We start from the raw sequence: 24,176 nt of genomic DNA, 5'->3' as shown, positions 1-24,176 counted from the left end.
CCTCCTTCAGATCATCTGAAAGTACCTTTGCAAAAGTTCTGTGAAGAAGTCCAGGATCTTCTGTGCCATCCAGCCACTCAGAAATAGTAGAGTGAGGAACATGACGATGACCCTGGGGGCGAACATCAGTGTTTGCTCGTGTATCTGGGTGACGGCCTGGAAGATACTTATTATCAATCCCACGATCAGACTCACAACGAGTGGGGGAACTATTATCTCCAGTATGAGACCTATTCCGCTCTTCATGATATCCAGAAACACCTCGATGGTCAAGGGTATCACCTCGCAAAACTCTTTATCAGTCCCTCAACGAGAAGATCCCATCCGTTTGCCATCACAAAGATCAGTATTTTAAACGGAAGAGAAACGAACACGGGTGGTATCATGATCATGCCCATGGAGAGCAGAATGCTCGCCACGATCATGTCGATGACTATGAAGGGAACGTACAGTACCACTCCCATCTTGAAGGCGATCTCAAGTTCGCCCAAGACGAAGGCAGGTATCAACACAGAATTTGGTGCTTCTTCTACTCTGGTGATCTCGAGGTTTGCATTTTGGGCGAGCATGAAGACGTTGTCTTCGTTGTGGTGGTTCTTCAGCTCCTTTATCATGAACTCCCTGATTCTGTTGTTGATTCTCTGAAACATTTCCTGGTATCCTATCTCCCTTTCCAGATACGGCGTTATGGCGTTGTTGTAGATATCGTTCCAGACAGGTTGCATGATGAGGAATGTAAGAAAGAGTGCAAGGCCTATCATAACCTGGTTTGGAGGAGTTTGCCTTGTTCCAAGAGCATTTCTGAAGAGAGAAAAAACGACGATGATTCGGGTGAACGAGGTGAAGAGAACAAGAATGGAAGGCGCCAGCGTCAGTACCGTCAGTATGAGAAGAATTTCTAGGGTGACCACAAGGTCCTCTGGCTCTTCAGCGGGTCTGACGCCTATAGAAATGGAGGGAAAGGGCACCTCTTGGGAAAAAGAGATCAGCGAGAGAAGTATCAGCAAAAAAACAAGAATTTTCCTCATTTATTCCTTCTCCCTATTTTTCTGAAGAGAATCGAGGAAAAGGAATCACTTTCTCTGTAATCTTCAAGTTTTTTAAGGACTGTGGCCCCCGAATCCGTCACCAGTATGACAAAATACTCGTCCACCACCCTGACGATCGCTATGAAACTCTTCCTATCGAGGTAATGCCTTTCAACTATCGAGATACTGGAACCTTTTTGAGAGAAGAACCCTCTTCTTACGAAGTAATAAACGATAAGAAGAAAAAAGAGGACGATTCCAAAGGCTAGAAGAAACTGCAAAATGGCACTCATGGTACATCACTTCGAGACCTTGTTGAGCGCCTCTACCACTCTAGAAGGCTGGAACGGTTTCACGATGAAGTCCTTTGCACCGGCCTTTATGGCTTCGATGACCATTGCCTGCTGTCCCATGGCGCTGCACACGATTATCTTGGCGTTCGGATCGATCTTCATGATCTCCTTGATCGCATCGATACCGTTCATCTCGGGCATCGTGATGTCCATCGTGACGATATCTGGTTTGAGTTCCTTGTATTTTTCGACGGCTTCACGCCCGTTTGTGGCTTCTCCTACCACCTCGTATCCTGCTTTGGTGATGATGTCTTTCAGCATCATCCTCATGAACGCTGCGTCATCAACTATCAAAACTCTCTTCGCCATCTTTTACACTCCCTCCTTAACTGTTATTTCTTCAATTATTTCGTCGATGTTCAGATAAATTATGAGCCTTCCATCCGTTTTTATCAATCCCTTGGATTTCTTTCCGAACTTGTCAGACACGTCCACCATTTCAACGTGTTCTTCCGTTATCCTCAATACCCCGAGCACCCTGTCAACCAGAAAACCCACTTCCACATCTTTTGTCTTCGCCACGATTATGCTCTTCATCTTCGAGTCATCGAAGGAAATGTCGAGAACCTTTGCAAGGTTCACCACGGGAATGATTCTACCCCTCAGATTGATAACACCTTCCACGAAGTGTTTGGATTTGGGGACAGGGGTTATTTCTGGTTTTTCTATCACCATCTCGATGTTATCCACATCGAAGGCCAGAGCCTGATCTTCCACTTCAAAGGAGAGCACTTCGAACTCTCTCATATCGGGCAACTTCTTCACCTCCATTATACAATACCGGAGACGTTTATGATGAGAGCGATGCTTCCATCACCAAGGATCGCCGCTCCACTGAACTCTCTGACATCGGAGAACACCTTTCCAAGAGATTTTATAACGATGTCGTCCTGACCGAGAAGCTCGTCGACTATTATTCCGTACTTCCTGTTTCCTATTCTCACGATGACCGCTTCCATTTCCTCCTCTTCCCTCTCGTGTTCTATCTGAAGAACCTCCCAGAGTTTGTAGACCGGTATCACTTCGCCCCTTATCACTATGACATTCTTGTCCTGCACCCTTTGTAGATCGCCTCTGGATATCCTGAGGGTTGTGTCGATATTTGCTATTGGAATGGCGTAGACGAGGTTGTTGACCTTCACAAGGAGAGCCTGAATGATGGCGAGGGTGAGTGGCAGTCTTATGGTGACCTTTGTTCCCCTGTCTTTCTCACTCTCTATACTTATGCTTCCGTTCAAGGATTCAACAACATTCTTGACAACGTCCATTCCAACTCCTCTTCCAGACACTTCCGAAACCTTCTCCTTCGTGGAGAACCCCGGCACGAAAAGGAAGTTGAGTATCTCCTGATCGGACAAACTGGTAGCTTTCGATTCGTCCACCAGCCCTCTCTCTATCGCTTTTCTGAGAATTTTTTCTTTGTCTATTCCCCTTCCGTCGTCTTCGACCTCTATCACCACGTTGTTTCCTTCATGTCGGGCGGAGAGGATGAGGGTTCCCACAGGAGGTTTTCCTTTGGCTATCCTCTCTTCTTTTGGTTCTATACCGTGGTCTATAGCGTTCCTCAGAAGGTGAAGAAGAGGTTCTCCTATTTCCTCAACGAAGGTTCTGTCGAGTTCTGTGTCTTCTCCTCTCATGATGAAGTTGATCTCTTTGTTCATCTTCTTCGCCAGATCTCTGACCATTCGAGGGAATCTGTTGAACACGAAGGCGATGGGAACCATCCTGATCTTCATCACGACGTTCTGAAGGTCTAGAGTGATCCTGCTCAGTTGAGTTAGGCTTTCGTCTATTTCCTTTATGTTGTATTTTTTGAGAGTCTCCAGAATTCTGCTTCTGGCTATGACGAGTTCTCCCATGAGATCCATCAGGGTATCCAGTTTTTCTATGTCCACCCTGACGGTCTGAGAGACGATCTTCTTTCTGGTAACTTCCTCTTTTTTCTCCTCTGTTTTTTCTTCTTTTTCTTCGTAAGTAGCCTTTTTCTCCGTAACGGGGATGATACTCTTCACGATGACTTTTTCTATATCGGCGATGCTACTCAGGGCTTCAGAGAGTTTTTCCTGATCGACGGGAGAGATGACAAACAGTTCCACTTCGTTCTCGAACTTTTCTTCCTCGATGTCTTCCACTGGAGGAACGGTCTTTACAACCTCACACTTCAGCTCTTCCAGTTTGTGGAAGACAAGGTAGATCCTGGCGGATTTGAGCTGTGTGCCTTCTTTGAGGACAACCTTTACATAGAAAGTCCTGTACCCTTTGTTTTTTGCTTCCTGGAGGACATGAACCACCTCTTCTGGAAGGACCATCGATTCTTCCGCTTCGTTTGAAGCCTGTGGAGGGTTCTTTTCATCGTCGACTTTAGAGTTTTTCGCTGGTGCTTTTTCTTTCTCTGGTTTTCCTTCTGAAGGAACAAAGCTTCTTATTGTATCGGTGAACACTTCAATATCTTCTCCGATCTCATCGGTTCCTTCAGATACGATCTTGTCGACCATCCTGGCGATCATGTCGACTCCCGCGAAGATCTTGTCGAGAAGATCCGATGTTATCTTTATTTCACCGTTTCTGGCCTTGTCGAGAACATTTTCAAGGGAATGGCAGAGTTTTGCCATGCTGTTGAACCCCATGGTTCCTGCCATACCCTTCAGGGTGTGAAGCGCCCGAAAGGCATCGTTTATCAATTCCATGTCCTCGGGGGTTTCTTCCAGTTTCAGCAGGGTATCGTTCAGATTCTGAAGGTATTCTCTTGTCTCATCGACAAACACTCCCAGATATTCTTCCATCATGATCTTCCACGCTCCTTCAGATGTTTTCTCAGGTTCTCAAGAGCCATCATCGCTGATCGGGTTCTTATGGTGTTCCGATCCCCAGAGAAATTATAACGCACTGTAGAATGATTCTGTTCAAAAAGATCTATGAAAACGGTTCCAACGGGTTTGGTGGGAGTACCACCCGATGGTCCTGCTATTCCAGAAATGGCCACACAGATGTCGGCTTCTGTGAGTTTTTTCAACCCTTCAGTCATTTCCTGAACACACTGTTCACTCACGGCTCCGTATTTTCTCAGGGTGTCTTCTTTCACCCCAAGGATGCTTTTTTTCAACTCGTTGCTGTAGGCCACCACACCTCCTATGAAGACGTCTGACGCTCCCGGAACATTCACCACGAGTGAAGAGAGCATACCACCCGTGCAGGATTCGGCAACGGCAAGTGTTTTTTTGTTCTCTTTCAAAAGCCTGACGACCACCTCTTCCATCTTCTCGTCGTTCATTCCGTAAAGGTACTCTCCCGTCTTTTCGAGGATCTTTTCCACGAGTTCGTCCAGGAACTCTCTGTGTTCTGCACTCGTTGTCAGTCTCAATCTTACACCTTCGACGTGATCTGCCATCGTAGCCACTTCCACTCTGTCCTGAGAGTACAGTATCTCTTTCAGGAGGTCTTCCAGTACTGCTTCGGGTATGCTGTAGTATTTCAGGACGACCTGATAAAAGGCATGGGGAGTTTTCAAAAGTTCTTTCAATGATTCGAACATGGGAATCAACTCTTTCGGTGGTCCAGGAAGCAAAATCACCTTTTTTCCATCCACTTCCAGAAGTTGACCCGGCGCACTTCCAACAGGGTTGTCGATCACTTTTGCTCCTTCGATGACGAGTGCCTGCTTTTCGATGTTAGATGGTATTTTAGAATGGTATTTTTTCACCTTTTCTTCGATTTTCGTTTTGAGATTGTAATCGAGGAGGAGTTTTCTGTTCAGGGCTTTTGCCACCGCCTCTCGTGTGAGATCATCCTTTGTTGGGCCAAGGCCTCCTGTCAGTATCAGAAGGTGAACCTCTGGAAGGAGTGATCTGACCTCTTCGGCTATATCTTCGAGGTGGTCACCCACCGTTGAGACTTTTATCACCCTGTATCCAAGATTCTTCAATTCCTGGCAGAGAAACTGAGCGTTTCTGTTCAGTATAAGGCCTTCTAAAAGTTCACTTCCGACTGTGATTATCGCTGCTTTTTTCATCCGATCCCTCCCTCAGTGATATGATAACACAGGGGGATGTTATGAGAGAAAGGCTCTTCTGGATTTTGAAAAACCACGGAATAAGTGATCGTATCGCAAAGGCCTTTCTGGAGGTACCACGGGAAGAATTCCTGACAAGGCACTATCCACTCTCCTATGTCTATGAGGACACGGTGCTCGTTTCTTACGAGGACGGGGAAGTCTTCAGCACTTCCAGTCAGCCTTCGCTGATGGCGATGTTCATGGAGTGGGTGGATCTGGATGAGGGAATGAGGGTTCTGGAAATAGGAGGCGGAACGGGGTACAACGCAGCCGTGATGAGCAGGGTTGTTGGAAAGAAAGGACTCGTTGTGACCGTGGAGTATTTCGAAGAGGTTTGCAGAATTGCCCGAGAAAACATGAGACGCCTTGGAATAGAAAACGTTGTCGTTGTTTGTGGAGATGGTTATTATGGTGTTTCGGATTTTGCACCGTACGATGTGATCTTCGTCACCGTTGGAGTGGACGAGGTACCAGAACACTGGTTTTGTCAGCTGAAGGATGGAGGAAGGGTGATAGTTCCCATCAACATGAAGATTTCGGCAAGACAGCCCGCTTTCCTGTTCGTGAAAAATGGCAGTCACCTTGAAGGTGGTTACAAACTGGAAACGAGGTTCATAAAAGCGGGAGGAAATCTTGGAAATTTGCTGGAAAGAAACAGAAGGCTTCTGAGAGATTTTCCCTTTCAGAAAGCGATCCGGGTTCCCCGACTTCAGGTGTTTGTGGAGCTGGTGGATCTTCTCACAAGAAGGCTCGCAGAAATGAACGGGATCTTCTACTACGCAGGACCAGAAGGAACGGTCGAGTTTTTAAACGGCGAAATGAGAATTTATGGAAGAGCGCCAGAAATCGAAAGTCTCCTTTCTCAGTGGGAAGAGTGTGGATACAGAAGTTTTGAACACCTGATGCTTCACATCGGCTACAACGCCGTTTCGTATATATCCTGTACGATCTGACCGTCCCTTATTTTGATGACCCGATCTGCCTTCTCTGCTATCCTTTCATCGTGTGTCACGATCACCAGAGTGGAGTTCTTTTTCATCTCCATGAGTAGATCTATGATCATACCTCCTGTTTCGCTGTCGAGGGCACCGGTGGGCTCGTCTGCCCATACCACTTTCGGATTGTGGACGAGGGCCCTCGCTATGGCAACGCGCTGTTTTTCACCACCGGAGAGTTCTTCTGGGAACCTGTTCCACTTGTGAGCAAGTCCCACTCTTCTCAGCATGTCGAACGCGCGTTCTTTCGCTTCTCGTCTGTTCACACCTAAGATCAGAAGAGGAAGTTCTACGTTTTCGAGTGCGGTGAGAACGGGTACAAGGTTGAAGAACTGAAAGACGAATCCCATGTTCTTTGCTCTAAATCCTGTTCTCTCTTCCTCGGAGAGGGCGTAAAGATCTGTTCCATCGATGATCACAGTTCCCTTCGTTGGGCGATCTACACCGGAAAGACAGTTCAGAAGGGTGGTCTTTCCAGATCCAGAAGGTCCCAGTATCACAACGAACTCTCCGCTGTTTATCTTCAGATTTATTCCCTTGAGGGCGGTTACTCTGTCTCTTCCGTTGTACTCTTTCCAGAGGTTTCGTACCTCGATCAACGCCGTTCACTCTCCTTCCCTCATGGCTTCAAGTGGTGACACCCTGGATATCATGTAGCTCGGAACGACCATGGCGATCGCCGCGAGCACAACGACGAACAGTATGGAAAGAACGATGGACTTTATCGGCAGAAAGGCCACGAAGGTGCCCAGATTTTCCGCCATCGTTTTCGCTATGGAAAGTCCCATAATGATGCCAGAGGTGATTCCTATGATTATTCCTCCGCCGAGGAAGGAGAAGTGTTCCACAAGGAAGGCAAGGATCAACTGTGTCGATTTCAATCCGACCGCCCGGAGTGTTCCCAGAATTCTCAACCTGGAAAAGTACGATTTCAAAACGAAGAGAACAAGACCGGACGTGGCCGACAGAAATCCGAAAAGAAAGATGAACTTTATCACGCTGACGAGCCCATCTATTCCACTGTACAGTTTCCCGAGTTCCTCGTCCAGGAAGAACGGATAGAGGAATCTGGAAAGGTAGAACTGCTTTATTTCGCTGGCGTTTTCTTCATCGGTCTTTCCCAGTAAAACCTCGAAGCCTTTCACATTTTCTGCTCTGTTTTCCTTTAGTGTGATCACATCGATGGGAACCAGATAATCGTTTTTATTGTATCTACCAACCACTTTGAAACTCACATCCTCCCTTCCCCCAAAGGGAAGAATGGATTTCAGGGTTCCCATGATGGTTTCAGAATCTGTTTCATAACCAACCAGCGCAGCACCGGGCGCTTTGAGATCCTCCACGTCCGTCACCTTCAGGGTCGAATGTTCCAGAAAAGACTCATCGACGTAGGCTATGAACCTGTCTGTTCCTTCTGCTTTTAGAGTGTAGAGATACGCTCGAGAGGGAAATTCGAGTTTCTCATGAACAGGTATGGAGGACCTGGAAAGAAAAGATCTGAACGGGTTTTCCAGAACGAGGAAATTGTACCCAAAAAGACCGTTTCGCACTTTATCCTCGACGAATCTGTCCGCGCTGGCAGAAAGGATGTTGAACACGGTCGAGGTGAATATCAGAAGGGCAAAGGTCAGAGAGATCACCATGCCCTTTTTTGGAAATCGCTGAACGTAGGACACACCGATTAGAAAAGGAAGGGTGCCTTCCGATACCATGTGATCCAGAACGCTTTTTGCAAGAAGAACCAGTGAAAATACCAGAAGTGAAACTCCAGCGAAAATGGAGGCTCCCTTACTCATCGAAGAAAGAAGAAAGAGCCTTTCCGACTGGGAATTTACGTTCACCAGAACACCGGTGGCAAGGTTCAGAGCGCCCATTATCATCATCAGAAAAGCGTTTTTGAATTTCAGAGAGAATGAAAGGGAAAGAAGTATCAAAGAGAAAATACGAAGATCCGAAAAGGGAAGAAATAGCAGACTGATGATTATCATCAGGGCAAATTTCTTTGTGGATACGTCCAGCCGATCCTCAAGTTCGTGGTAGACGGGAGGCTTTCTGGTGATCTCTCTTGCTTTGAGGGCAAAAAGGATCATTGGAAAGACCACGCCCAGTCCAAGACCGAGCAGTACCGTCTCTAAAGAAATGTGGAACTTCACCCTGTCGATGTGAAGAAACGTGGTGGACACCGCCTCGATCACCGTCTGAAACCGATTCAAAAGGAACTTTCCCACGAAGACTCCGAAGATCAGACCAAAGAAAGCCGCCAGGGACGAGTACAGGAGACCCTCCAGAAGCAATATACCCCACTCTTTCTTCTTTTGAATACCTATCTTCCTCAGCGTAACAAGGGTGAAGTTTCTGTCCCTCATCACATCCTCACAGAACATGTAAAAAACCAGAAAACCGACGAATATGGACATTCCAGAAAACGCAAGCGTCACGTAGGCGAGGGATCTGTTGACGGGCGATTTCAGAAAGCTGTACTTTATGTTTCTCACCCTCAGACTGGTTTCAAGGGATATCTTTTCGTGCTCCTCTGGAGGAAGTCCGTAGTGAAGATAGCATCTGGTGGGATAATTATTGTCCGGGAAATCTTTCAAGTGGATAAAAACGGTCCCTGGAAGACTTGCCATCTCTCCTTTGAAATTCAAAAAACCCTTCTCTCCTATTTCTTTTACGATGAATTCTTTGCTACCTGCGGAGAAGATGAGGGTGATTCTGTCTCCTTCTTTTATGTTCAGAGCATCTGCCACTGATTTACCAACTATCGCCTCACCGGGGTTCAGCTGTATGTCCTTTCCCACAAAACGGCCAAGTTCATCGGGTTTCACCCCGATCACAAGGACGTCCAGTCCATCCAGCCTGGCGGATCCCTCTGAGACGGGAAGGACTCCTTTCACCTGTTCTCTCAGAAGTTCTATCTCCTGATCTTCAATTTTGGTTGTCAAAAAGTTGAAGAAGAGAAATGAAGGACTTTTCGGTTCTGCAACAGCATCTGCTACTCCGAAATTTTCCTCTATTCTTTCACGTTTCCATGCACTTATGGAGTCAGAAAGAGTGAGCGATCCAATCACCAGTGAAAGACTGATGGCCAATCCCAGAACAACGACAAGTGAGGTCTTCAGATTTTTTGTGAAGTTTCTCAGGGCGATCTTGAGAACCACACACGTTCCCTCCAGCATGAAATGTTAGAATTCTTTTCGGAGGTGCTCTGAATGGACTTTCTGAGAGATGTACTTCAGGAGTACGGCGTTCGCTTTGAAGAATCACAAATAGAAAAAACCTTTCGTTACCTCAACGAACTCCTGAATTCACCACACAACCTCACTGCCCTCAGGTCATTAGACTCCGCTGTTCACAAAAACGTTGCAGAGATACTCATTCCTTTGAAGCATGAAAACCTGAGGGGATCACTCCTCGATGTAGGATCGGGTAACGGTGTCCCAGGGCTTATTTTAGCGATATTTTTCCCGGAACTCAAGGTGACACTTCTGGATTCCAAGGAAAAGGCTGTGCAATTTCTGGAACATGTTGTCAGGAAACTCAATCTCGAAAACGCTGCAGTGGTAAAAGAAAGAGCCGAAAACTTCTCAAGAGAGCACCGGGAAGAATACGACTACGCAACGGCAAGAGCGGTAGCACGCTTGAACACTCTCGTGGAAATATGCGCACCGGCCGTCAGGATAGGGGGGAAACTGCTCTTTTACAAAGGGCCTTCTTTTGAAGAGGAACTGAAGGAAGCAAGAAAAGCCCTCGATGAACTGAAGGTCGAACTGGAGGAGGTGAGAAGGTACACCCTGAAAACGGGTGAACAGAGGTGTCTTCTAGTACTCAGAAAGACGGATCGATCACCTGAGAAGTACCCGAGGAGGGTGGGGATACCATTCAAGAGGCCCTTGTTGTGATCGAAAAGGAAGTTTTTCCCGGTTCTCTGAACATGGCCATAGACAGTTTGATGGCAAAGTGGGCCTGGCTTGAGAAAAAGTCGTTTTTCAGACTGTATGGCTGGGAAAATCCGACGGTCTCTCTGGGAAGGTTTCAGAAAGAAAACAACTTGAAGATACCAAAAGGTGTGGATTTTGTGAGGAGGCCATCTGGTGGTCGTGCAGTACTTCACCATATGGAAATCACCTACTGTCTTGCCGTTCCAAGAGAAAGTTCTTTTGGTGACCTATCCGTTCTTGAGTTTCACAGACTGGTTCACAACGTGATAAAGGAGGCTCTGTGTGAGGTGGGCGTTCCCGCCGAGCTTTCGGATGGAAGACGTGGAAACACCGCCTTCTGTTTCGATGCGTCTTCGAAGTACGAGGTTGTGGTCGATGGGATGAAGATCGTGGGAAGTGCCCAGTTCAGAACAAAGGGTGCCATCGTTGAACACGGCTCGATCGTTCTGAGACAAAACAGAGAACTTTTGAGAGAGATCTTTGGAGAGGACGTTCCCCAGGTGAGAGGGCTTCTGGAACTCTACGACGTGGACGTGAAACTTCTGGAAGAAACACTGCTGAGAAGATTCGAGAAAGTGTTTGGTTCTTTCGTTCGAACACAGTTGAATGATGATATGCTGAAAGAAGCAAAAGATCTTTCCAGATTCTTCGAGTTGAGGAGGAGATAGTTTGGGAAAACTCATCGTTGTGGGAACACCCATAGGGAATCTGGAGGACATCACCATCAGGGCTTTGAAAACACTCAGGAGTGTGGATCTGATACTCGCAGAAGATACCAGAAGAACAATGGTTCTTTTGAACAAGTATCGAATAAAAAAACCCCTTCTTTCCTTCACAGAGAAGAACTCGAAAAGAAGGATAAAAGAAGTCCTTCCACTTCTGAAAGAAGGAAAGATCGTGGCACTTGTGAGTGATGCAGGTATGCCGGTGATCTCGGATCCCGGGTACAATCTCATAGAGGAGTGCTGGAAAAACGGGATAGAAGTGGACGTGGTGCCGGGTCCCAGTGCGCTGACCAGTGCCGTTGCCGTGAGTGGTTTTCCCGGATCCAAATTCATCTTTGAGGGTTTTCTTCCACGCGGGAAGAACCGAAGGAGACTTCTCAGAGCGCTGAAGGAGGAGAAAAGACCCATCGTCTTTTTTGAATCTCCAGAAAGACTCATCTCTACCCTGAAGGATATTCTGGAGATACTGGGAGACAGAGAAGTATTCATCGCCAGGGAAATGACCAAGATGCACCAGGAGTTTTTCAGGGGGAAAGTGAGCGAGGCACTCGAGCACTTTGGAAAGAAGGAAATCCTCGGGGAGATCACGGTGATACTCTCTGGAAAGAGGTGAAAGAATGAAACAACCGTTCGAGAGAGTGCTGAGGGAGATCTGTTTTATGGTGAAGGTGGAAGGAAGAAAGGTGCTGAGGGATTTTGGAATCACCCCTGCACAGTTTGACATCTTACAGAAGATATACTTCGAAGGCCCGAAAAGGCCGGGAGAACTCAGCCTCCTTCTGGGAGTTGCAAAAAGCACCATAAGCGGTCTTGTCAAAAGACTGGAAACGGATGGCTATCTCACGAGAAGACCGGATGCTGCGGATGGAAGGGCTTACCTTCTTGCCATAACCAGAAAAGGAGAAAGTGTCATAGAAAAGGTCATAGAAAGAAGAGAAAGCTTCATAGAAAAGATCACGAGTGAACTCGGCCAGGAAAAAGCTGAAAACATTCTGAAGATTCTCAAAGAACTGAAAGACATCATGGAAAAGAATTTTTCCAAACAGTAAACTCTATCTTCATGCGGTGTTTTCAAGGATGCTTTAAGGTTGAAGAGGGAGGTGAAGATGTTGAAAAGGATCTTTTTTGCAGGGTTGTTGATCATCGCCCTTTCCTTAATTGGACAGAACATAAAAGATGTGGAACCAGACTCACCGTTTTTTGAAGCCGTGAAATACGTTGTGGATTCAAAACTCATGGAACTCGATGAAAACGGGAACTTTCGGGGGGCTCTTCTGGTCACAAGGTACGATATAGCACAGTACATATACAGACTCGTGATGAGGTTTGAACTGGAAAAGATCAGAGAAAAGATCTCCCTTCTAGACGAACTCGACATCATCAAGGCGGCGACCATCGCGCTGGACGAAAGAACAACGAAACTGGAAGAAGATCATAAATCGCTGAACTCCAGAATTGAAGATGTGATATCGAAGTTAACATCTGCGGCAAGTGACATTTCTGAACTTGGAACAAAGGTCAGTTCCCTCGAAGATGCCTACAGGAACCTTTCTCTTGCTTTTGCCAGTTTCAAGCAGGAAACGGGAGGATTCGACACGGAGATATTGAGGAGGATAGACACCGTCGAAAAGAAGTTGCAGGAACTGGAGAAAATCACCGGTGAACATTCTTCCAGACTGGAAGTTGTGGAAAGCAATCTGAAAAACGCAGAGGACAGACTCTCGAATCTGGAAGAGACGGTCACAAAACTCGGGACTGAAACGCAGAATCTTCTTGCTTGGAAGAAGGACGCAGGTGGTGACATTCTTCTTCTGAAAGGAAAGGTAGAAAGCCTGACGGAGCGCCTTAACGAGACTACAGAGAATGTGAAATCACTTTCCTCTGATCTTGTGAAACTGAGAGAGGAACTTCTTCAAGACATCTCAAATGTTTCTGGCAAAGCATCCAGTCTGGAAACAAAATTGACCGATCTTGAAAACAAGATCTCTCAAGTTTCTGGGAAAATACTCGATCTTGAAGGCAAAATAACAGAGGTTGAAAAAGATCTGGAAACGCTGTCTTCTCGCACCTCAAACCTGGAAAGGGCACAGATAGACTACCAGTCGGCGGAATCCAATCTGGAAAGAGAAGTGAAGGATCTCAAACGGCAGGTTGCCGCTCTTTCGGACAGATTGCAGAGTGTTTCGTCTGATGTGAAGGCGCTGGCTCAGAAACTCGCAGAAAAGGAGGAAGTCCAGAAAATTCCTGTCGACACAAACTTGCTGCTGATGATCGGTGTGGGAGCACTTGCGATCGTGCTGGGAATTTTACTGCTGTCAAGGTGAGAGGATGATGAGGGGAATTGCCCTTGCTGCTGGAGGTGTCAAAGGGGCGGCTCATCTTGCGCTCCTTGAAAAAACAGGGGACGTCTTCGATGTGGTGACAGGGTCTTCCATCGGCTCGATCGTTGGAGCCCTGTACGCCCTGTACAGCGATCCTCGCATGGTCAGGGAGATCACCTTCTCCATCATGAAAAGGCACCTTCAAGATTTGAAAAAGACCGAAAGCGAAGGTACGTGGAGAGGAATGTTTCAACGGTCGCTTTTCAAAGCGGATCTTCTGTTCTCTGTCCTCAAAGAGGTGTTTGGCAAAAAGAAATTCTCCGATTGCAGGAAAAAACTAGGGGTTGTGGTCTTCGACACGGAGAACATGGAATCTCTTCTGGTGACGGAGGGTTTTCTTATAGACGCAATTGTTGCAAGCAGTTCCGTTCCGGGGTACTTCGAGCCGATCTGGTTGGGAGGAAATCCCGTCCTGGATGGAGGAGTGCTTTCTCCAACTCCCGTGTCGCAGGCCAGAGAACTGGGAGCAGACTTCGTCGTTGCATCTACCTTCAACAGGAGAAGGAATGGAAAGTTCAAAAATCACTTCGAAATGTTCTTTGTGATGGACAGGTGGAAGGAGATCATACTGGAACAGGAGGAACTCTCTCAAGCAGACTTTGTGGTGGTTCACAACGTGAGCGAGTCGTGGAACGAGTTCGAAAAGTACCACGAGATCTACAGAAAAGCCCTCGAAGATTTGAAAGGAGTGAAATGGCCCTGGTGATCTCTTTCGGTGGAGAGAACGGAGCGTACCTTGGAAGCATCGGTGTGTTGAAGGCCCTGAAAGAGATGGGAAAAGACGACGTGATGGTGAGATGCTGTGGTTTATCCGCAGTTCCATGTGGGCTGTTTTTTCTCACTCGCTCTCCCAACAGGACATACTCCATTCTGGTGAGGGAGTGGAGGAATCTGGAAAAGCTTCTGAACCCGTTCTTCTCAAGGGGAATCGACAGGTTCTCCATGTTCGATGCCCTCAGGATTCTGATGAGGGTAGGAGACAGTCTGAACGGGGTACGAAACCACGAACGCCTCTACAGGTACGTGGACAGACTCTTTCCTGCACAGAAGATTCCGGCTGGTCTTGAAATCTGGGTTTTCGATCTTCTGGAGGGGAAAGAAGTAGTATTTGGGGAAGGAAACGACCTGAGAGAGGCGGTGAAGGCATCTCTTTCTTTTCCCATTCTCTATAGACCATACAGGGACAGGTACGTTCCACTCTCATGGGTCACCGGTGTGCCGGAGGGAGACGTGATCGTGTCTTTTGAACTGAAAGAAGAAGCACAGTCTCCCCGGAACGCCCTTGATTATCTCTTTCTTTCAACGATTGCACGAACAAAGAAGATCGAAAAGACAAGGATGGAAAGGGCAAAACAGGTTCTGAGAGTGGAGTGTTCTTCTCACTCACCTGCGTTCACCGCACGGCGAGCCTACGAGAGAGCCCTGGAACTCTTTGGGGGGTGAAGAAATGAAGAAGGTTATGGTGATGCTTCTGGTCTTTGTGGGGCTTTTTGTGTTTTCGAAAACGATACACATAAAGGCAGATTTTGTGAGACCTTTTGAGGAAAAGATAGAGTACTCCGGAAACGTTTTTTTAGAGATAGAAGAGGAAAAATTCACGTTGAAGGCGGAAAGTCTTGTTGTGAGGAAACTTTCTGGAAAATGGAGAATCACAGAGGCGAGTTCTTCCGTGACTGTAACACTTGAAAATGGTGAAATCTCTGGAGACCATCTCGTGTACGACGTGGAGACAAGAGAGGGGACCATCACTGGAAACGTGACAGGTGACTTTCTGGACAGATCCAGTACGGAAACCATCCTCGTCAGTTGTGATGAGATCGTATTCGACCTGGAAGAGGACACCTTCATCGGCTCTGGAAGCGTTCAGATAAAAAAGGGAGCGGTGGAGGCATCCTGTGGAAAGTTCGTTTACAGAAGAGGTGATGGAATCATAGAACTTGCCGAAGACGTCGATCTGAACGACACCGAAAAGAACCTCAAGATGAAGGCTGACAGGGTAGTTATGGACCTTGAAGCCGACACGATGGAAGCGAGTTCCGTTGCCGTTACTCTAGAGGTGGAATGATGAAGGTCATCACCACGCACAGATCACCCGACTTCGACGCCTTTGCCTCATGTGTGGCGGCGAAGAAACTTTTTCCCGAACACCTCATCGTGTTGCCGGGAAATCCCGCAAGGAACCTTTCCGAGTTTCTGAAGATCTACTCAGATAGATTTGAATTTCTCTGGGAACACGAGTTCGATGGTGAGGTTTCGGATCTTGTCATCGTTGATACTTCCTCCCTCGATCGAATTCCAGAAAGGATCAGAGAGAGAATCCGGGATGCGAAGATAACGGTCTTCGATCATCACGTCGATGAAAAATCTCTCGACGGCGTGGTGGACAGAGTTGGTGCCACCATCACTCTTCTAGTCGAGCGCCTCAGAAAAGAGGGAATCTCCATAGATGCCACCGAGGCCACCCTTTTCATGATAGCTCTCTATGATGACACAGGAAACCTCCTTTTTTCCTCGACCACTCCTCGCGATCTTGAAGTTGCAAAGTTTTTGCTGGAAAGCGGAGCAAAACTTGATGAGGTGGCACTCTACACGAAAGAAGAACTCACACCTCAACAGATGGAGATACTGGACAGGTTGCTCGAAAACGCACGGGAGTATGAAGTGAACGGTGTTCCCGTGACCATCTCGATGGCCGAATACGAAGGTTTCGTTGGTGGACTGGGGCTGGTTGTGAGCAAGGCCTGGGAAATGAGCGGTAGCGAGACGTTCATTGCGATAGTGAAGATGGGGAAAAAGGTGTACGTTGTTGGAAGGACGTCCTCTCCGGACGTAGACCTTGGTTCGTTGATGAGAAGCCTTGGGGGAGGAGGTCATACAAGGGCCGCGTCGGCGACGATCGTAGGAAGAGAACCAGAAGAGGTCCTCAGTGAAATTTTGAACAGATTGCACGATCATGTAGTGCCCGTTCTCAGAGCGAGGGACATCATGTCATCTCCTGTGAAGGTTGTCCTTGCGGACATGACAATCAAAGAAGTGAACAAATTGATGGAGCAGACAGGTCACAACGGTTTTCCCGTTGTGGAAGGAAACAAACTGGTGGGAATCGTGACGAAAAAAGCGGTTGACAAGGCGATGAACCACAACCTGGGAGACAGACCCGTGAAATCCATCATGACGCCGAACCTCGTGGTGGCAACACCCGACACCCCTGTGACGAAATTGAGAGAACTCATGGTGGAGAACGCCATAGGCAGAATACCAATACTGGAAAATGGGATCCTCGTTGGTATCGTGACCAGAAGTGATGTGTTGAGAGCAATATTCGGAAAACCCTTCAAGAAGTACGTGAAACCCGTCTTCAGGGAAAACGGTCAGATCTTCAGAAACGTAACAGATCTTCTGATTAAACATGTAAAGCCACGGCTGCTCAATCTCTTCAGGCTCCTGGGAAAGTTCGGGGACGAGGTGAACATGCCGGTTTACGTCGTAGGAGGATTTGTGAGGGATCTGCTCCTTGGGATAGAGAACCTGGACATAGACATCGTGGTGGAAGGAAACGCCATGGAATTTGCAGAGTACGCAAAAAAGTTTTTGCCTGCAAAACTGGTGAAACACGAAAAATTCATGACCGCCTCCCTCTTTTTGAAAGGAGGCCTGAGAATAGACATCGCCACCGCCAGAATGGAGTACTACGAATCTCCCGCCAGACTGCCGGACGTTGAGATGAGCACGATAAAAAAAGATCTCTACAGGCGTGATTTTACGATAAACGCTATGGCCATAAAACTCAATCCCGGTGACTTCGGTTTGCTCGTGGACTTCTTCGGCGGATACAGGGATCTGAAAGAAGGCATCATAAGAGTTCTGCACACCCTCAGTTTTGTGGATGATCCCACGAGGATCCTCCGTGCCATCAGGTTCGAACAGAGATTCGATTTTCACATAGAGGAGACAACGGAAAGGTTGTTAAGACAGGCGGTCGAAGAAGGATACCTCGAAAAGACAACGGGTGCCCGCATAAGACAGGAGATAGAGAAGATACTAGAGGAGAAAAATCCGTTGAAATCCATCAGAAGAATGGCTGAATTTGACGTAATAAAGCACCTTTTTCCGAAAACCTACTACACACCCGTCATGGACAGGAAGATGGAAAACCTCTTCAGGAACATACCCTGGGTGGAAGAAAACTTCGGTGAAGTCAACAAATTCTATGCGGTTCTTCATGTTTTTCTTGAGTTCTACGATGAGGAAAGTTGGGAGGGTGTGAAAAAGAGGTACTCTCTCAAGAAAAACCTGATAAACGAAGTGAAACATGTGGAAAAGAGCGCTCAAGCCCTTTTGGAAATGCTCAAAGAGGGTGTACCGACGTCTTTTATATATCCTCTTGTGAAAGGCGTCAGCAACGAGACGATATGCCATTTTCTGGCTTATCTTGAGGGTGAGGAAGAAGAGAAATTCAAGGCCCACCTGCTCAAGATCAGAGACACAAAACTCGAGAAGATAGATGGGAACTATCTCATCGAAAAGGGTATCAAATCCGGTAAAATAATTGGAGAGGTGCTTGAGAAAATTCTCATGAAAAAACTCGATGGTGACACAAGAGACGAGGAAGAGATACTGGAAGAAATCCTCGCATCACTGGAAACGGAGGGATAGAATGGGTTTGAAGGAGAAACTGGAAGATCTGAAGAGAAGAGAAAAAGAGATAGAACAGGGTGGAGGACCAGAGAAGGTCGAAAAACAGCATCGAGCGGGAAAACTCACCGCGTGGGAGAGACTGGAATTACTCCTTGATCCTGGAACCTTCGTGGAGATGGACAAATTCGTCGAGCACAGAAACACCTACTTCGGCCTGGATAAGATGAAACTTCCAAGGGACGGGGTTATAACAGGGATAGGAGAAATAAACGGGAGAAAGGTGGCCGTTTTCTCACAGGACTTCACCGTGATGGGTGGATCTCTGGGAGAGATGCACGCGAAGAAGATAGTGAAACTGCTAGATCTTGCTTTGAAGATGGGAATTCCCGTTGTGGGAATAAACGATTCGGGTGGTGCCCGTATACAGGAAGGTGTGGACGCACTCGCCGGATACGGTGAGATATTCTTCAGGAACACCCTCGCCTCGGGAGTGATCCCGCAGATCACCGTGATAGCAGGACCCTGTGCCGGAGGTGCCGTCTACTCTCCCGCACTCACCGATTTCATCGTGATGGTTGATCAGACAGCGAGGATGTTCATAACGGGCCCAAACGTGATAAAGGCAGTGACAGGTGAAGAGATCTCCCAGGAAGACCTCGGAGGTGCCATGGTTCACAACCAGAAGAGCGGGAACGCCCACTTTCTGGCAAACGACGACGAGAGGGCAATGGAACTTGTAAGAAAGCTCCTTTCTTATCTTCCCTCCAACAACGCAGAGGAGCCTCCCATTGAAAACCCCGATCCAGAACTCGACATGTCCGATGATATTCTGGATGTTCTACCCGACAACCCGAACAAGGGCTACGACGTAAGGGAGATCATCAGGAGGGTGGTCGATCACGGTGAATTCTTCGAGGTCCAGCCGTACTTTGCAAGAAACATCGTGATCGGTTTTGGAAGAGTCCAGGGGAGAGTGGTGGGGATAGTGGCAAATCAGCCTTCGGTCCTTGCCGGTGTTCTGGACATAGATTCTTCGGATAAGGCTGCACGTTTCATAAGGTTTCTCGATGCCTTCAACATTCCGATATTGACCTTCGTGGATACACCCGGGTACCTTCCCGGTGTTGCACAGGAACACGGTGGAATCATCAGACATGGAGCAAAACTGCTTTATGCCTACAGTGAGGCAACGTCTCCAAAGATCACGTTGATCCTGAGGAAGGCCTACGGTGGAGCATACATCGCCATGGGTAGCAAACACCTCGGAGCCGATATGGTACTCGCCTGGCCCACCGCCGAGATTGCCGTCATGGGGCCAGAGGGAGCGGCGAACATCATTTTCAAGAAAGAAATCGAGTCCTCTTCGAATCCAGAAGAAACAAGGAGGAAACTCATCGAGGAGTACAAAGGGCAGTTTGCAAATCCCTACATAGCGGCGAGCAGAGGATACGTGGACATGGTGATAGATCCGCGGGATACGAGAAAGTACATAGCAAAAGCCCTCGAAGTGTGTGAAACAAAGGTTGAGTACAGACCGAAAAAAAAGCACGGGAACATCCCATTGTGAGGTGAACCGATGGTTCAGATATTCGTTTTCGGCATCACAGCAGTTTTTCTGATCTTTCTGATACTGTTTTTCTTCTCTGTGCTTTTGAGATACTTCTCAAAACGTGATCGCCCCGCTGTTGTGGAAGAAAGGCCCCGTGGGGTAGAGGAAGAGGTCGTTGCGGTGATATCGGCGGTCATCGCGCAGGTTCTCGAAGGAGAGTACAGAATCGTTTCCATAAAGCGAAAAACGAACGAACGCGGATTTGAGGTGTGGAAAAAGAGCGGATGGAGGAGGAGAAGATGGTCAGAAAATTCCGGGTGGTGGTGAATGGAAAAGAATACGTAGTTGAAGTAGAAGAGATCGGAAACCCCCAGAAAGTTCAAGAAAAGCCGAAAACAAATCCTGTAAGTTCCGTTCCTTCCACTGCAGTGGAAGAGAAAAAACAGGTACAGGAACCAAAACCAGAAATCGTTGAAAGAGAAGAAATTCCGGGTGGTGAAGAAAAGCTCGTTAAGGCACCGATGGCGGGAATCGTCCTGAAAATCCTGGTGAAAGAAGGACAGCAAGTGAAGGTGGGAGACAAACTGCTCGTCTTTGAGGCCATGAAGATGGAAAACGAACTCCAGTCGGAGTTCTCCGGGACGGTGAAGGAGATACTCGTGAAGGAAGGAGAGAACATAGAAACCGGTCAGGTACTCATGAAGATAGTGTGAAGGGGGGAAGGAAATGGAGCTGAAGGTAGTGACCTTCAAGCTGGGGAATCAGGTGTTCGGTGTGGACATCATGAAGGTCGAAAGCATCGTTGAGGTGGAAAAGATCGTGCCTGTTCCCGAGACAGCAGAGTTCATTGAAGGTGTGATGAACTTGAGAGGAAAGATCATTCCGGTGGTGAACCTCAGGAAGAAATTCAAAATGCCGGATATGGAAGACAAGACCAGGGCGAAGATCATCGTTGCCATGGTGAAGGACACGCAGGTTGGATTTCTGGTGGATGACGTGAGTGAGGTTTTGACCCTCACGGAGGAAGATGTAGAGCAGCCTCCCCAGAACCTTGCCGGAAGGGGAAGAGAGTATATCCTCGGTCTTGCAAAGGTGAGAGACGATATTGTGATCATTCTGAACATAGAGGAGGTTCTCACATCGGAAGAACTGGTGGAGATCAGCAACATCAACGTGTGAAACCCGGAGGTGTGTGAATGAGGATAACGAATACTCTGACCGGGAAGAAGGAGGAGTTTGTACCGTTACAACCCGGTGTTGTAAGGATGTATGTGTGTGGTCCCACCGTTTACGATCTGATACACGTGGGAAACGCACGACCTGCAGTCGTATTCGACGTGTTCAGAAGGTACCTCGAATACAGAGGTTACAGGGTGATCATGGTTCAGAACTTCACGGACATAGACGACAAGATCATAAACAAGGCAAATCAACTCGGCGTTGATCCAAAGATGGTGGCAGATACGTTCATAGCGGAGTACTGGAGGGATGCCCACGCACTTGGAATAAGACCTGCGAACTTTCACCCCAGAACCACCGATTTTGTCGATGACATCGTTGAAATCATAGAAAAACTCGTCGAAAGAGGATACGCCTATCAGACAAAAACAGGTGTTTACTTCGACGTGAGAAAATTCAAAAAGTACGGCGAACTCTCAAAGAAGAGGATCGAAGACCTCATCGCCGGTGCCAGGGTTGAGGTGGACGAGACGAAGAATTTTCCACTCGACTTTTCGCTGTGGAAGAGGGCCAAACCGGGAGAACCGTGCTGGAATTCTCCATGGGGTGAGGGAAGGCCGGGCTGGCACATAGAGTGTACCGTCATGTCGGTGAAAATTCTGGGTGAAAGTTTCGACATCCACGCAGGAGGAGAGGACCTGGTATTTCCCCACCACGAGAATGAAAAGGCCCAGGCTGAGGCTCTGACGGGGAAAATTTTTGCGAAGTACTGGATGCACAACGGAATGGTGAGATTCCTCGGTGACAAGATGAGCAAGTCGACGGGGAATATATTCACCGTTCGTGAGGCTGTGAAAAAGTACGGAAGAGACGGTCTGAGGTACATGATCCTCTCAAAACACTATCGCTCTCCGATGGATTTCTCGGAGGATCTTCTGAGTGATTACTCGAAGGCAGTTCGCCGTGTCTGGGAGATTCTCAGAAGATACGAAAGCAACGGCGTGACCGGCATTCCAAAGAGAAACACCGTTTATGAAGAGTACGTGAACAGATTTGTGGAGGCACTCGACGATGACTTCAACACGCCGGTGGCCGTGTCCATTCTCTTTGAACTTGCAAAAAATCTTAGCAAATCCATGGAAGAAGGCGATCAGGAAAATGCCCTCCTCTTCTATCACCTCATCAGAAGAGAGTTTGGTCCCGTTCTTGGTCTGTTCGATCTGAACGAAGAAAGAAGAGAAGTTGCAGGTGAGTCTCTCCTTGGAATATTGATAGAAGTGAGAGAGACTTTGAGAAAAGAGAAAAGGTACGACCTTTCCGACTGGATCAGAGATCGTCTGAGAGAGAATGGAATCATCCTGAGGGATACCCCTTCGGGAACCGAATACAGTGTCGAGTGAGGTGATCTTCTGTGTGGGAACACGTAAAGAAGGTGGATCCAGAAATCTACGAGGTACTGGTGAACGAACTCAGAAGACAGGAGTACGGTCTTGAGCTGATCGCCTCAGAGAACTTCGCATCCCTTGCCGTCATAGAAACCATGGGAAGTGTGCTCACCAACAAGTACGCAGAGGGATACCCTGGAAGGAGATACTACGGCGGATGTGAATGGGTGGACAGAGCAGAAGAACTTGCCATAGAGAGGGCAAAGAAACTGTTCGGTGCAGAGTTTGCAAACGTTCAACCTCACTCCGGTTCACAGGCAAACATGGCGGTCTATCTGGCTCTCGCACAGCCTGGGGATACGATCATGGGAATGTCTCTGTCGCACGGAGGTCATTTAACACATGGAGCACCCGTGAACTTCTCCGGCAGGATCTTCAAAGTGGTCCACTACGGAGTCAATCTGGAAACAGAAACGATAGATTACGATGAGGTGAGAAAACTGGCCCTGGAACACAGACCAAAGATCATCGTCGCGGGTGGTAGTGCTTATGCCCGAACGATTGATTTCAAAAGGTTTAGAGAGATTGCCGACGAGGTGGGAGCCTACCTGATGGTGGATATGGCGCACTTTGCAGGGCTGGTTGCGGCAGGGATTCATCCTAATCCCGTTGAGTACGCTCACGTGGTGACTTCCACCACACACAAAACCCTCAGGGGGCCAAGGGGAGGTCTGATCCTCACCAACGATCCGGAGATCGCCAAGGCTGTGGACAAAACAATCTTTCCTGGAATTCAGGGTGGGCCTCTCATGCACGTTATAGCGGCCAAGGCTGTGTGTTTTAAAGAAGCGATGAGCGAAGAGTTCAGAGAGTACCAGAAACAGGTCGTGAAGAACGCGAAGAAGATGGCGGAGGAGATGAAGAAAAGAGGATACAGAATCGTCTCCGGTGGAACCGATACACACCTGTTCCTCGTGGATCTCACCCCGAAAGACATAACAGGAAAAGCCGCAGAAAAGGCCCTCGAAAGCTGCGGCATCACAGTGAACAAGAACACCATTCCGAACGAGAAGAGATCTCCCTTCGTTGCGAGCGGTATAAGGATCGGAACTCCTGCCGTCACCACACGTGGTATGAAGGAAAAAGAGATGGAAGAAATAGTGGAACTGATAGATTATGTTCTTTCCAGCATCACAGACGAAAAAGGAACGGTGAGACCAGAGGTCCGGGAAGAGGTAACGAGGAGAGTGAGAAAGCTTTGTGAGATGTTCCCGCTCTATAGGGACAAGATCGAAGGGGTGGAAATATGAAGAACCTGGTCGTGGTGGACCATCCGCTCATAAAACACAAACTGACGATCATGAGGGACAAAAACACCGGTCCGAAAGAATTCAGAGAGCTTTTGAAGGAGATCACACTCCTTCTCGCTTACGAGGCAACAAGGCATCTGAAGTGCGAAGAGGTTGAGGTGGAAACTCCTATCACAAAGACCACAGGATACCGCATAAACGACAAGGACATCGTGGTGGTTCCCATACTCAGGGCAGGACTTGTGATGGCAGATGGTATACTGGAACTGCTTCCGAACGCTTCGGTGGGGCATATCGGAATATACAGAGATCCTGAGACGCTTCGTGCTGTGGAGTATTACGCCAAGTTGCCTCCTCTAGACGGTGATAAGGAAGTCTTCCTTCTGGACCCGATGCTTGCAACCGGTGTTTCCTCTGTAAAAGCACTCGATATCCTGAAGGAAAACGGTGCCAGGAAGATCACCCTGGTTGCCCTGATCGCTGCACCGGAGGGAGTGGAAGCGGTGGAAGAAAAACACAGTGATGTTAAGATATACGTTGCTGCTCTGGACGAAAGACTGAACGACCATGGTTACATCATACCGGGGCTTGGGGATGCGGGGGACAGACTTTTCAGAACAAAATGAAGGAGAAGGTGAACG

General features: G+C 47.8%; 26 protein-coding genes. 17 read left to right on the top strand and 9 right to left on the bottom strand.

Translation table 11 applies throughout. The features are described from left to right. Positions 1–6: 6 nt before the first annotated feature. From fliQ to TRQ7_RS01140, 7 genes are read right to left on the bottom strand one after another with little or no spacing between them, the layout of a single operon-like run. On the bottom strand, positions 7–273 hold the full coding sequence (fliQ, locus tag TRQ7_RS01170; RefSeq protein ID WP_038068142.1) for a flagellar biosynthesis protein FliQ: 267 nt from the start codon (positions 271–273) through the stop codon (positions 7–9). A 5-nt stretch (positions 274–278) separates the two neighbouring features. Then, positions 279–1,028, bottom strand: coding sequence for a flagellar type III secretion system pore protein FliP (fliP, locus tag TRQ7_RS01165; protein ID WP_015920299.1), 750 nt, complete (start codon positions 1,026–1,028; stop codon positions 279–281). Continuing rightward, positions 1,025–1,321, bottom strand: coding sequence for a flagellar biosynthetic protein FliO (fliO, locus tag TRQ7_RS01160; protein WP_015920298.1), 297 nt, complete (start codon positions 1,319–1,321; stop codon positions 1,025–1,027). The genes fliP and fliO overlap by 4 nt, the downstream gene beginning before the upstream one ends. Before the next feature lie 6 nt (positions 1,322–1,327). Beyond that, on the bottom strand, positions 1,328–1,690 hold the full coding sequence (gene cheY, locus TRQ7_RS01155; protein WP_015920297.1) for a chemotaxis protein CheY: 363 nt from the start codon (positions 1,688–1,690) through the stop codon (positions 1,328–1,330). Between the two features lie 3 nt (positions 1,691–1,693). Further along, on the bottom strand, positions 1,694–2,146 hold the full coding sequence (cheW, locus tag TRQ7_RS01150; RefSeq protein ID WP_144399147.1) for a chemotaxis protein CheW: 453 nt from the start codon (positions 2,144–2,146) through the stop codon (positions 1,694–1,696). Between the two features lie 5 nt (positions 2,147–2,151). Beyond that, positions 2,152–4,167, bottom strand: a complete 2,016-nt coding sequence (gene cheA, locus TRQ7_RS01145; RefSeq protein ID WP_041843803.1) for a chemotaxis protein CheA — start codon at positions 4,165–4,167, stop codon at positions 2,152–2,154. After that, positions 4,164–5,390, bottom strand: a complete 1,227-nt coding sequence (locus TRQ7_RS01140; protein WP_015920294.1) for a competence/damage-inducible protein A — start codon at positions 5,388–5,390, stop codon at positions 4,164–4,166. The genes cheA and TRQ7_RS01140 overlap by 4 nt, the downstream gene beginning before the upstream one ends. A 41-nt stretch (positions 5,391–5,431) precedes the next feature. On the opposite strand from TRQ7_RS01140, the gene TRQ7_RS01135 reads away from it, so the two are divergent. Further along, positions 5,432–6,385, top strand: a complete 954-nt coding sequence (locus TRQ7_RS01135; protein ID WP_038068138.1) for a protein-L-isoaspartate O-methyltransferase — start codon at positions 5,432–5,434, stop codon at positions 6,383–6,385. Here TRQ7_RS01135 and TRQ7_RS01130 read toward each other — a convergent pair. Together TRQ7_RS01130 and TRQ7_RS01125 are read right to left on the bottom strand one after the other, a co-directional pair. Next, a complete protein-coding gene (locus tag TRQ7_RS01130) occupies positions 6,349–7,026 on the bottom strand; it encodes an ABC transporter ATP-binding protein (protein WP_015920292.1) in 678 nt (225 codons plus the stop codon). The genes TRQ7_RS01135 and TRQ7_RS01130 overlap by 37 nt on opposite strands. A gap of 6 nt (positions 7,027–7,032) precedes the next feature. Then, entirely contained in the window at positions 7,033–9,588 is a 2,556-nt protein-coding gene (locus tag TRQ7_RS01125) for an ABC transporter permease (RefSeq protein ID WP_041437840.1), read from the bottom strand. A 51-nt stretch (positions 9,589–9,639) separates the two neighbouring features. Between TRQ7_RS01125 and rsmG the strand changes: the two genes are divergently transcribed. From rsmG to upp, 16 genes are read left to right on the top strand one after another with little or no spacing between them, the layout of a single operon-like run. Next, positions 9,640–10,329, top strand: a complete 690-nt coding sequence (gene rsmG / locus TRQ7_RS01120; RefSeq protein WP_015920290.1) for a 16S rRNA (guanine(527)-N(7))-methyltransferase RsmG — start codon at positions 9,640–9,642, stop codon at positions 10,327–10,329. Then, complete coding sequence (locus tag TRQ7_RS01115) at positions 10,326–11,036, top strand: biotin/lipoate A/B protein ligase family protein (protein ID WP_041843802.1); 711 nt, start codon at positions 10,326–10,328, stop codon at positions 11,034–11,036. The genes rsmG and TRQ7_RS01115 overlap by 4 nt, the downstream gene beginning before the upstream one ends. Position 11,037: 1 nt before the next feature. Next, entirely contained in the window at positions 11,038–11,706 is a 669-nt protein-coding gene (rsmI, locus tag TRQ7_RS01110; protein WP_015920288.1) for a 16S rRNA (cytidine(1402)-2'-O)-methyltransferase, read from the top strand. A 4-nt stretch (positions 11,707–11,710) separates the two neighbouring features. Then, complete coding sequence (locus TRQ7_RS01105) at positions 11,711–12,142, top strand: MarR family transcriptional regulator (RefSeq protein WP_015920287.1); 432 nt, start codon at positions 11,711–11,713, stop codon at positions 12,140–12,142. Between the two features lie 57 nt (positions 12,143–12,199). After that, positions 12,200–13,417, top strand: a complete 1,218-nt coding sequence (locus TRQ7_RS01100) for an S-layer homology domain-containing protein (protein WP_231556120.1) — start codon at positions 12,200–12,202, stop codon at positions 13,415–13,417. Positions 13,418–13,421: 4 nt separating this feature from the next. After that, entirely contained in the window at positions 13,422–14,180 is a 759-nt protein-coding gene (locus TRQ7_RS01095; protein WP_041843801.1) for a patatin-like phospholipase family protein, read from the top strand. After that, positions 14,168–14,917, top strand: a complete 750-nt coding sequence (locus tag TRQ7_RS01090; protein ID WP_015920284.1) for a hypothetical protein — start codon at positions 14,168–14,170, stop codon at positions 14,915–14,917. The genes TRQ7_RS01095 and TRQ7_RS01090 overlap by 13 nt, the downstream gene beginning before the upstream one ends. 4 nt (positions 14,918–14,921) lie before the next feature. Further along, the gene (locus tag TRQ7_RS01085) at positions 14,922–15,539 is read left to right on the top strand and encodes a hypothetical protein (RefSeq protein ID WP_038068135.1); all 618 of its coding nucleotides are present in this window, start codon (positions 14,922–14,924) and stop codon (positions 15,537–15,539) included. Continuing rightward, entirely contained in the window at positions 15,539–18,130 is a 2,592-nt protein-coding gene (locus TRQ7_RS01080) for a CBS domain-containing protein (protein WP_041843800.1), read from the top strand. Before TRQ7_RS01085 ends, TRQ7_RS01080 begins: the two co-directional genes overlap by 1 nt. Before the next feature lies 1 nt (position 18,131). Further along, positions 18,132–19,679 (top strand): carboxyl transferase domain-containing protein, encoded by a 1,548-nt coding sequence (locus TRQ7_RS01075; RefSeq protein ID WP_015920281.1) that lies wholly within the window; start codon positions 18,132–18,134, stop codon positions 19,677–19,679. A gap of 9 nt (positions 19,680–19,688) precedes the next feature. After that, a complete protein-coding gene (locus TRQ7_RS01070; protein WP_015920280.1) occupies positions 19,689–19,988 on the top strand; it encodes a hypothetical protein in 300 nt (99 codons plus the stop codon). After that, entirely contained in the window at positions 19,961–20,374 is a 414-nt protein-coding gene (locus tag TRQ7_RS01065) for a biotin/lipoyl-containing protein (RefSeq protein ID WP_015920279.1), read from the top strand. The genes TRQ7_RS01070 and TRQ7_RS01065 overlap by 28 nt, the downstream gene beginning before the upstream one ends. A gap of 13 nt (positions 20,375–20,387) precedes the next feature. Then, a complete protein-coding gene (locus tag TRQ7_RS01060) occupies positions 20,388–20,840 on the top strand; it encodes a chemotaxis protein CheW (protein ID WP_015920278.1) in 453 nt (150 codons plus the stop codon). A gap of 17 nt (positions 20,841–20,857) precedes the next feature. Next, complete coding sequence (gene cysS, locus TRQ7_RS01055) at positions 20,858–22,240, top strand: cysteine--tRNA ligase (RefSeq protein ID WP_015920277.1); 1,383 nt, start codon at positions 20,858–20,860, stop codon at positions 22,238–22,240. An 11-nt stretch (positions 22,241–22,251) separates the two neighbouring features. Beyond that, positions 22,252–23,535: a serine hydroxymethyltransferase gene (gene glyA, locus TRQ7_RS01050; RefSeq protein ID WP_015920276.1), complete on the top strand. Its 1,284-nt coding sequence runs from the start codon at positions 22,252–22,254 to the stop codon at positions 23,533–23,535. Then, positions 23,532–24,161, top strand: a complete 630-nt coding sequence (gene upp / locus TRQ7_RS01045; RefSeq protein ID WP_015920275.1) for a uracil phosphoribosyltransferase — start codon at positions 23,532–23,534, stop codon at positions 24,159–24,161. The genes glyA and upp overlap by 4 nt, the downstream gene beginning before the upstream one ends. Positions 24,162–24,176 lie beyond the last annotated feature (15 nt).

Source organism: Thermotoga sp. RQ7, assembly GCF_000832145.1.
Classification (GTDB): Bacteria; Thermotogota; Thermotogae; order Thermotogales; family Thermotogaceae; genus Thermotoga; species Thermotoga neapolitana.
The sequence above is the reverse complement of the archived record's forward strand: the minus strand, read 5'-3'. Positions and strand labels throughout refer to the sequence as shown.

Excerpts from the sequence above, each read along its gene's own strand:
- fliP (WP_015920299.1), bottom strand. The coding sequence starts at position 1,028 with ATGAGGAAAATTCTTGTTTTTTTGCTGATACTTCTCTCGCTGATCTCT.
- fliO (WP_015920298.1), bottom strand. The coding sequence starts at position 1,321 with ATGAGTGCCATTTTGCAGTTTCTTCTAGCCTTTGGAATCGTCCTCTTT.
- cheY (WP_015920297.1), bottom strand. The coding sequence starts at position 1,690 with ATGGCGAAGAGAGTTTTGATAGTTGATGACGCAGCGTTCATGAGGATG.
- cheA (WP_041843803.1), bottom strand. The coding sequence starts at position 4,167 with ATGATGGAAGAATATCTGGGAGTGTTTGTCGATGAGACAAGAGAATAC.
- TRQ7_RS01140 (WP_015920294.1), bottom strand. The coding sequence starts at position 5,390 with ATGAAAAAAGCAGCGATAATCACAGTCGGAAGTGAACTTTTAGAAGGC.
- TRQ7_RS01135 (WP_038068138.1), top strand. The coding sequence starts at position 5,432 with ATGAGAGAAAGGCTCTTCTGGATTTTGAAAAACCACGGAATAAGTGAT.
- rsmG (WP_015920290.1), top strand. The coding sequence starts at position 9,640 with ATGGACTTTCTGAGAGATGTACTTCAGGAGTACGGCGTTCGCTTTGAA.
- TRQ7_RS01105 (WP_015920287.1), top strand. The coding sequence starts at position 11,711 with ATGAAACAACCGTTCGAGAGAGTGCTGAGGGAGATCTGTTTTATGGTG.
- TRQ7_RS01100 (WP_231556120.1), top strand. The coding sequence starts at position 12,200 with ATGTTGAAAAGGATCTTTTTTGCAGGGTTGTTGATCATCGCCCTTTCC.
- TRQ7_RS01095 (WP_041843801.1), top strand. The coding sequence starts at position 13,422 with ATGATGAGGGGAATTGCCCTTGCTGCTGGAGGTGTCAAAGGGGCGGCT.
- TRQ7_RS01090 (WP_015920284.1), top strand. The coding sequence starts at position 14,168 with ATGGCCCTGGTGATCTCTTTCGGTGGAGAGAACGGAGCGTACCTTGGA.
- TRQ7_RS01085 (WP_038068135.1), top strand. The coding sequence starts at position 14,922 with ATGAAGAAGGTTATGGTGATGCTTCTGGTCTTTGTGGGGCTTTTTGTG.
- TRQ7_RS01080 (WP_041843800.1), top strand. The coding sequence starts at position 15,539 with ATGAAGGTCATCACCACGCACAGATCACCCGACTTCGACGCCTTTGCC.
- TRQ7_RS01075 (WP_015920281.1), top strand. The coding sequence starts at position 18,132 with ATGGGTTTGAAGGAGAAACTGGAAGATCTGAAGAGAAGAGAAAAAGAG.
- TRQ7_RS01070 (WP_015920280.1), top strand. The coding sequence starts at position 19,689 with ATGGTTCAGATATTCGTTTTCGGCATCACAGCAGTTTTTCTGATCTTT.
- TRQ7_RS01065 (WP_015920279.1), top strand. The coding sequence starts at position 19,961 with ATGGTCAGAAAATTCCGGGTGGTGGTGAATGGAAAAGAATACGTAGTT.
- TRQ7_RS01060 (WP_015920278.1), top strand. The coding sequence starts at position 20,388 with ATGGAGCTGAAGGTAGTGACCTTCAAGCTGGGGAATCAGGTGTTCGGT.
- cysS (WP_015920277.1), top strand. The coding sequence starts at position 20,858 with ATGAGGATAACGAATACTCTGACCGGGAAGAAGGAGGAGTTTGTACCG.
- upp (WP_015920275.1), top strand. The coding sequence starts at position 23,532 with ATGAAGAACCTGGTCGTGGTGGACCATCCGCTCATAAAACACAAACTG.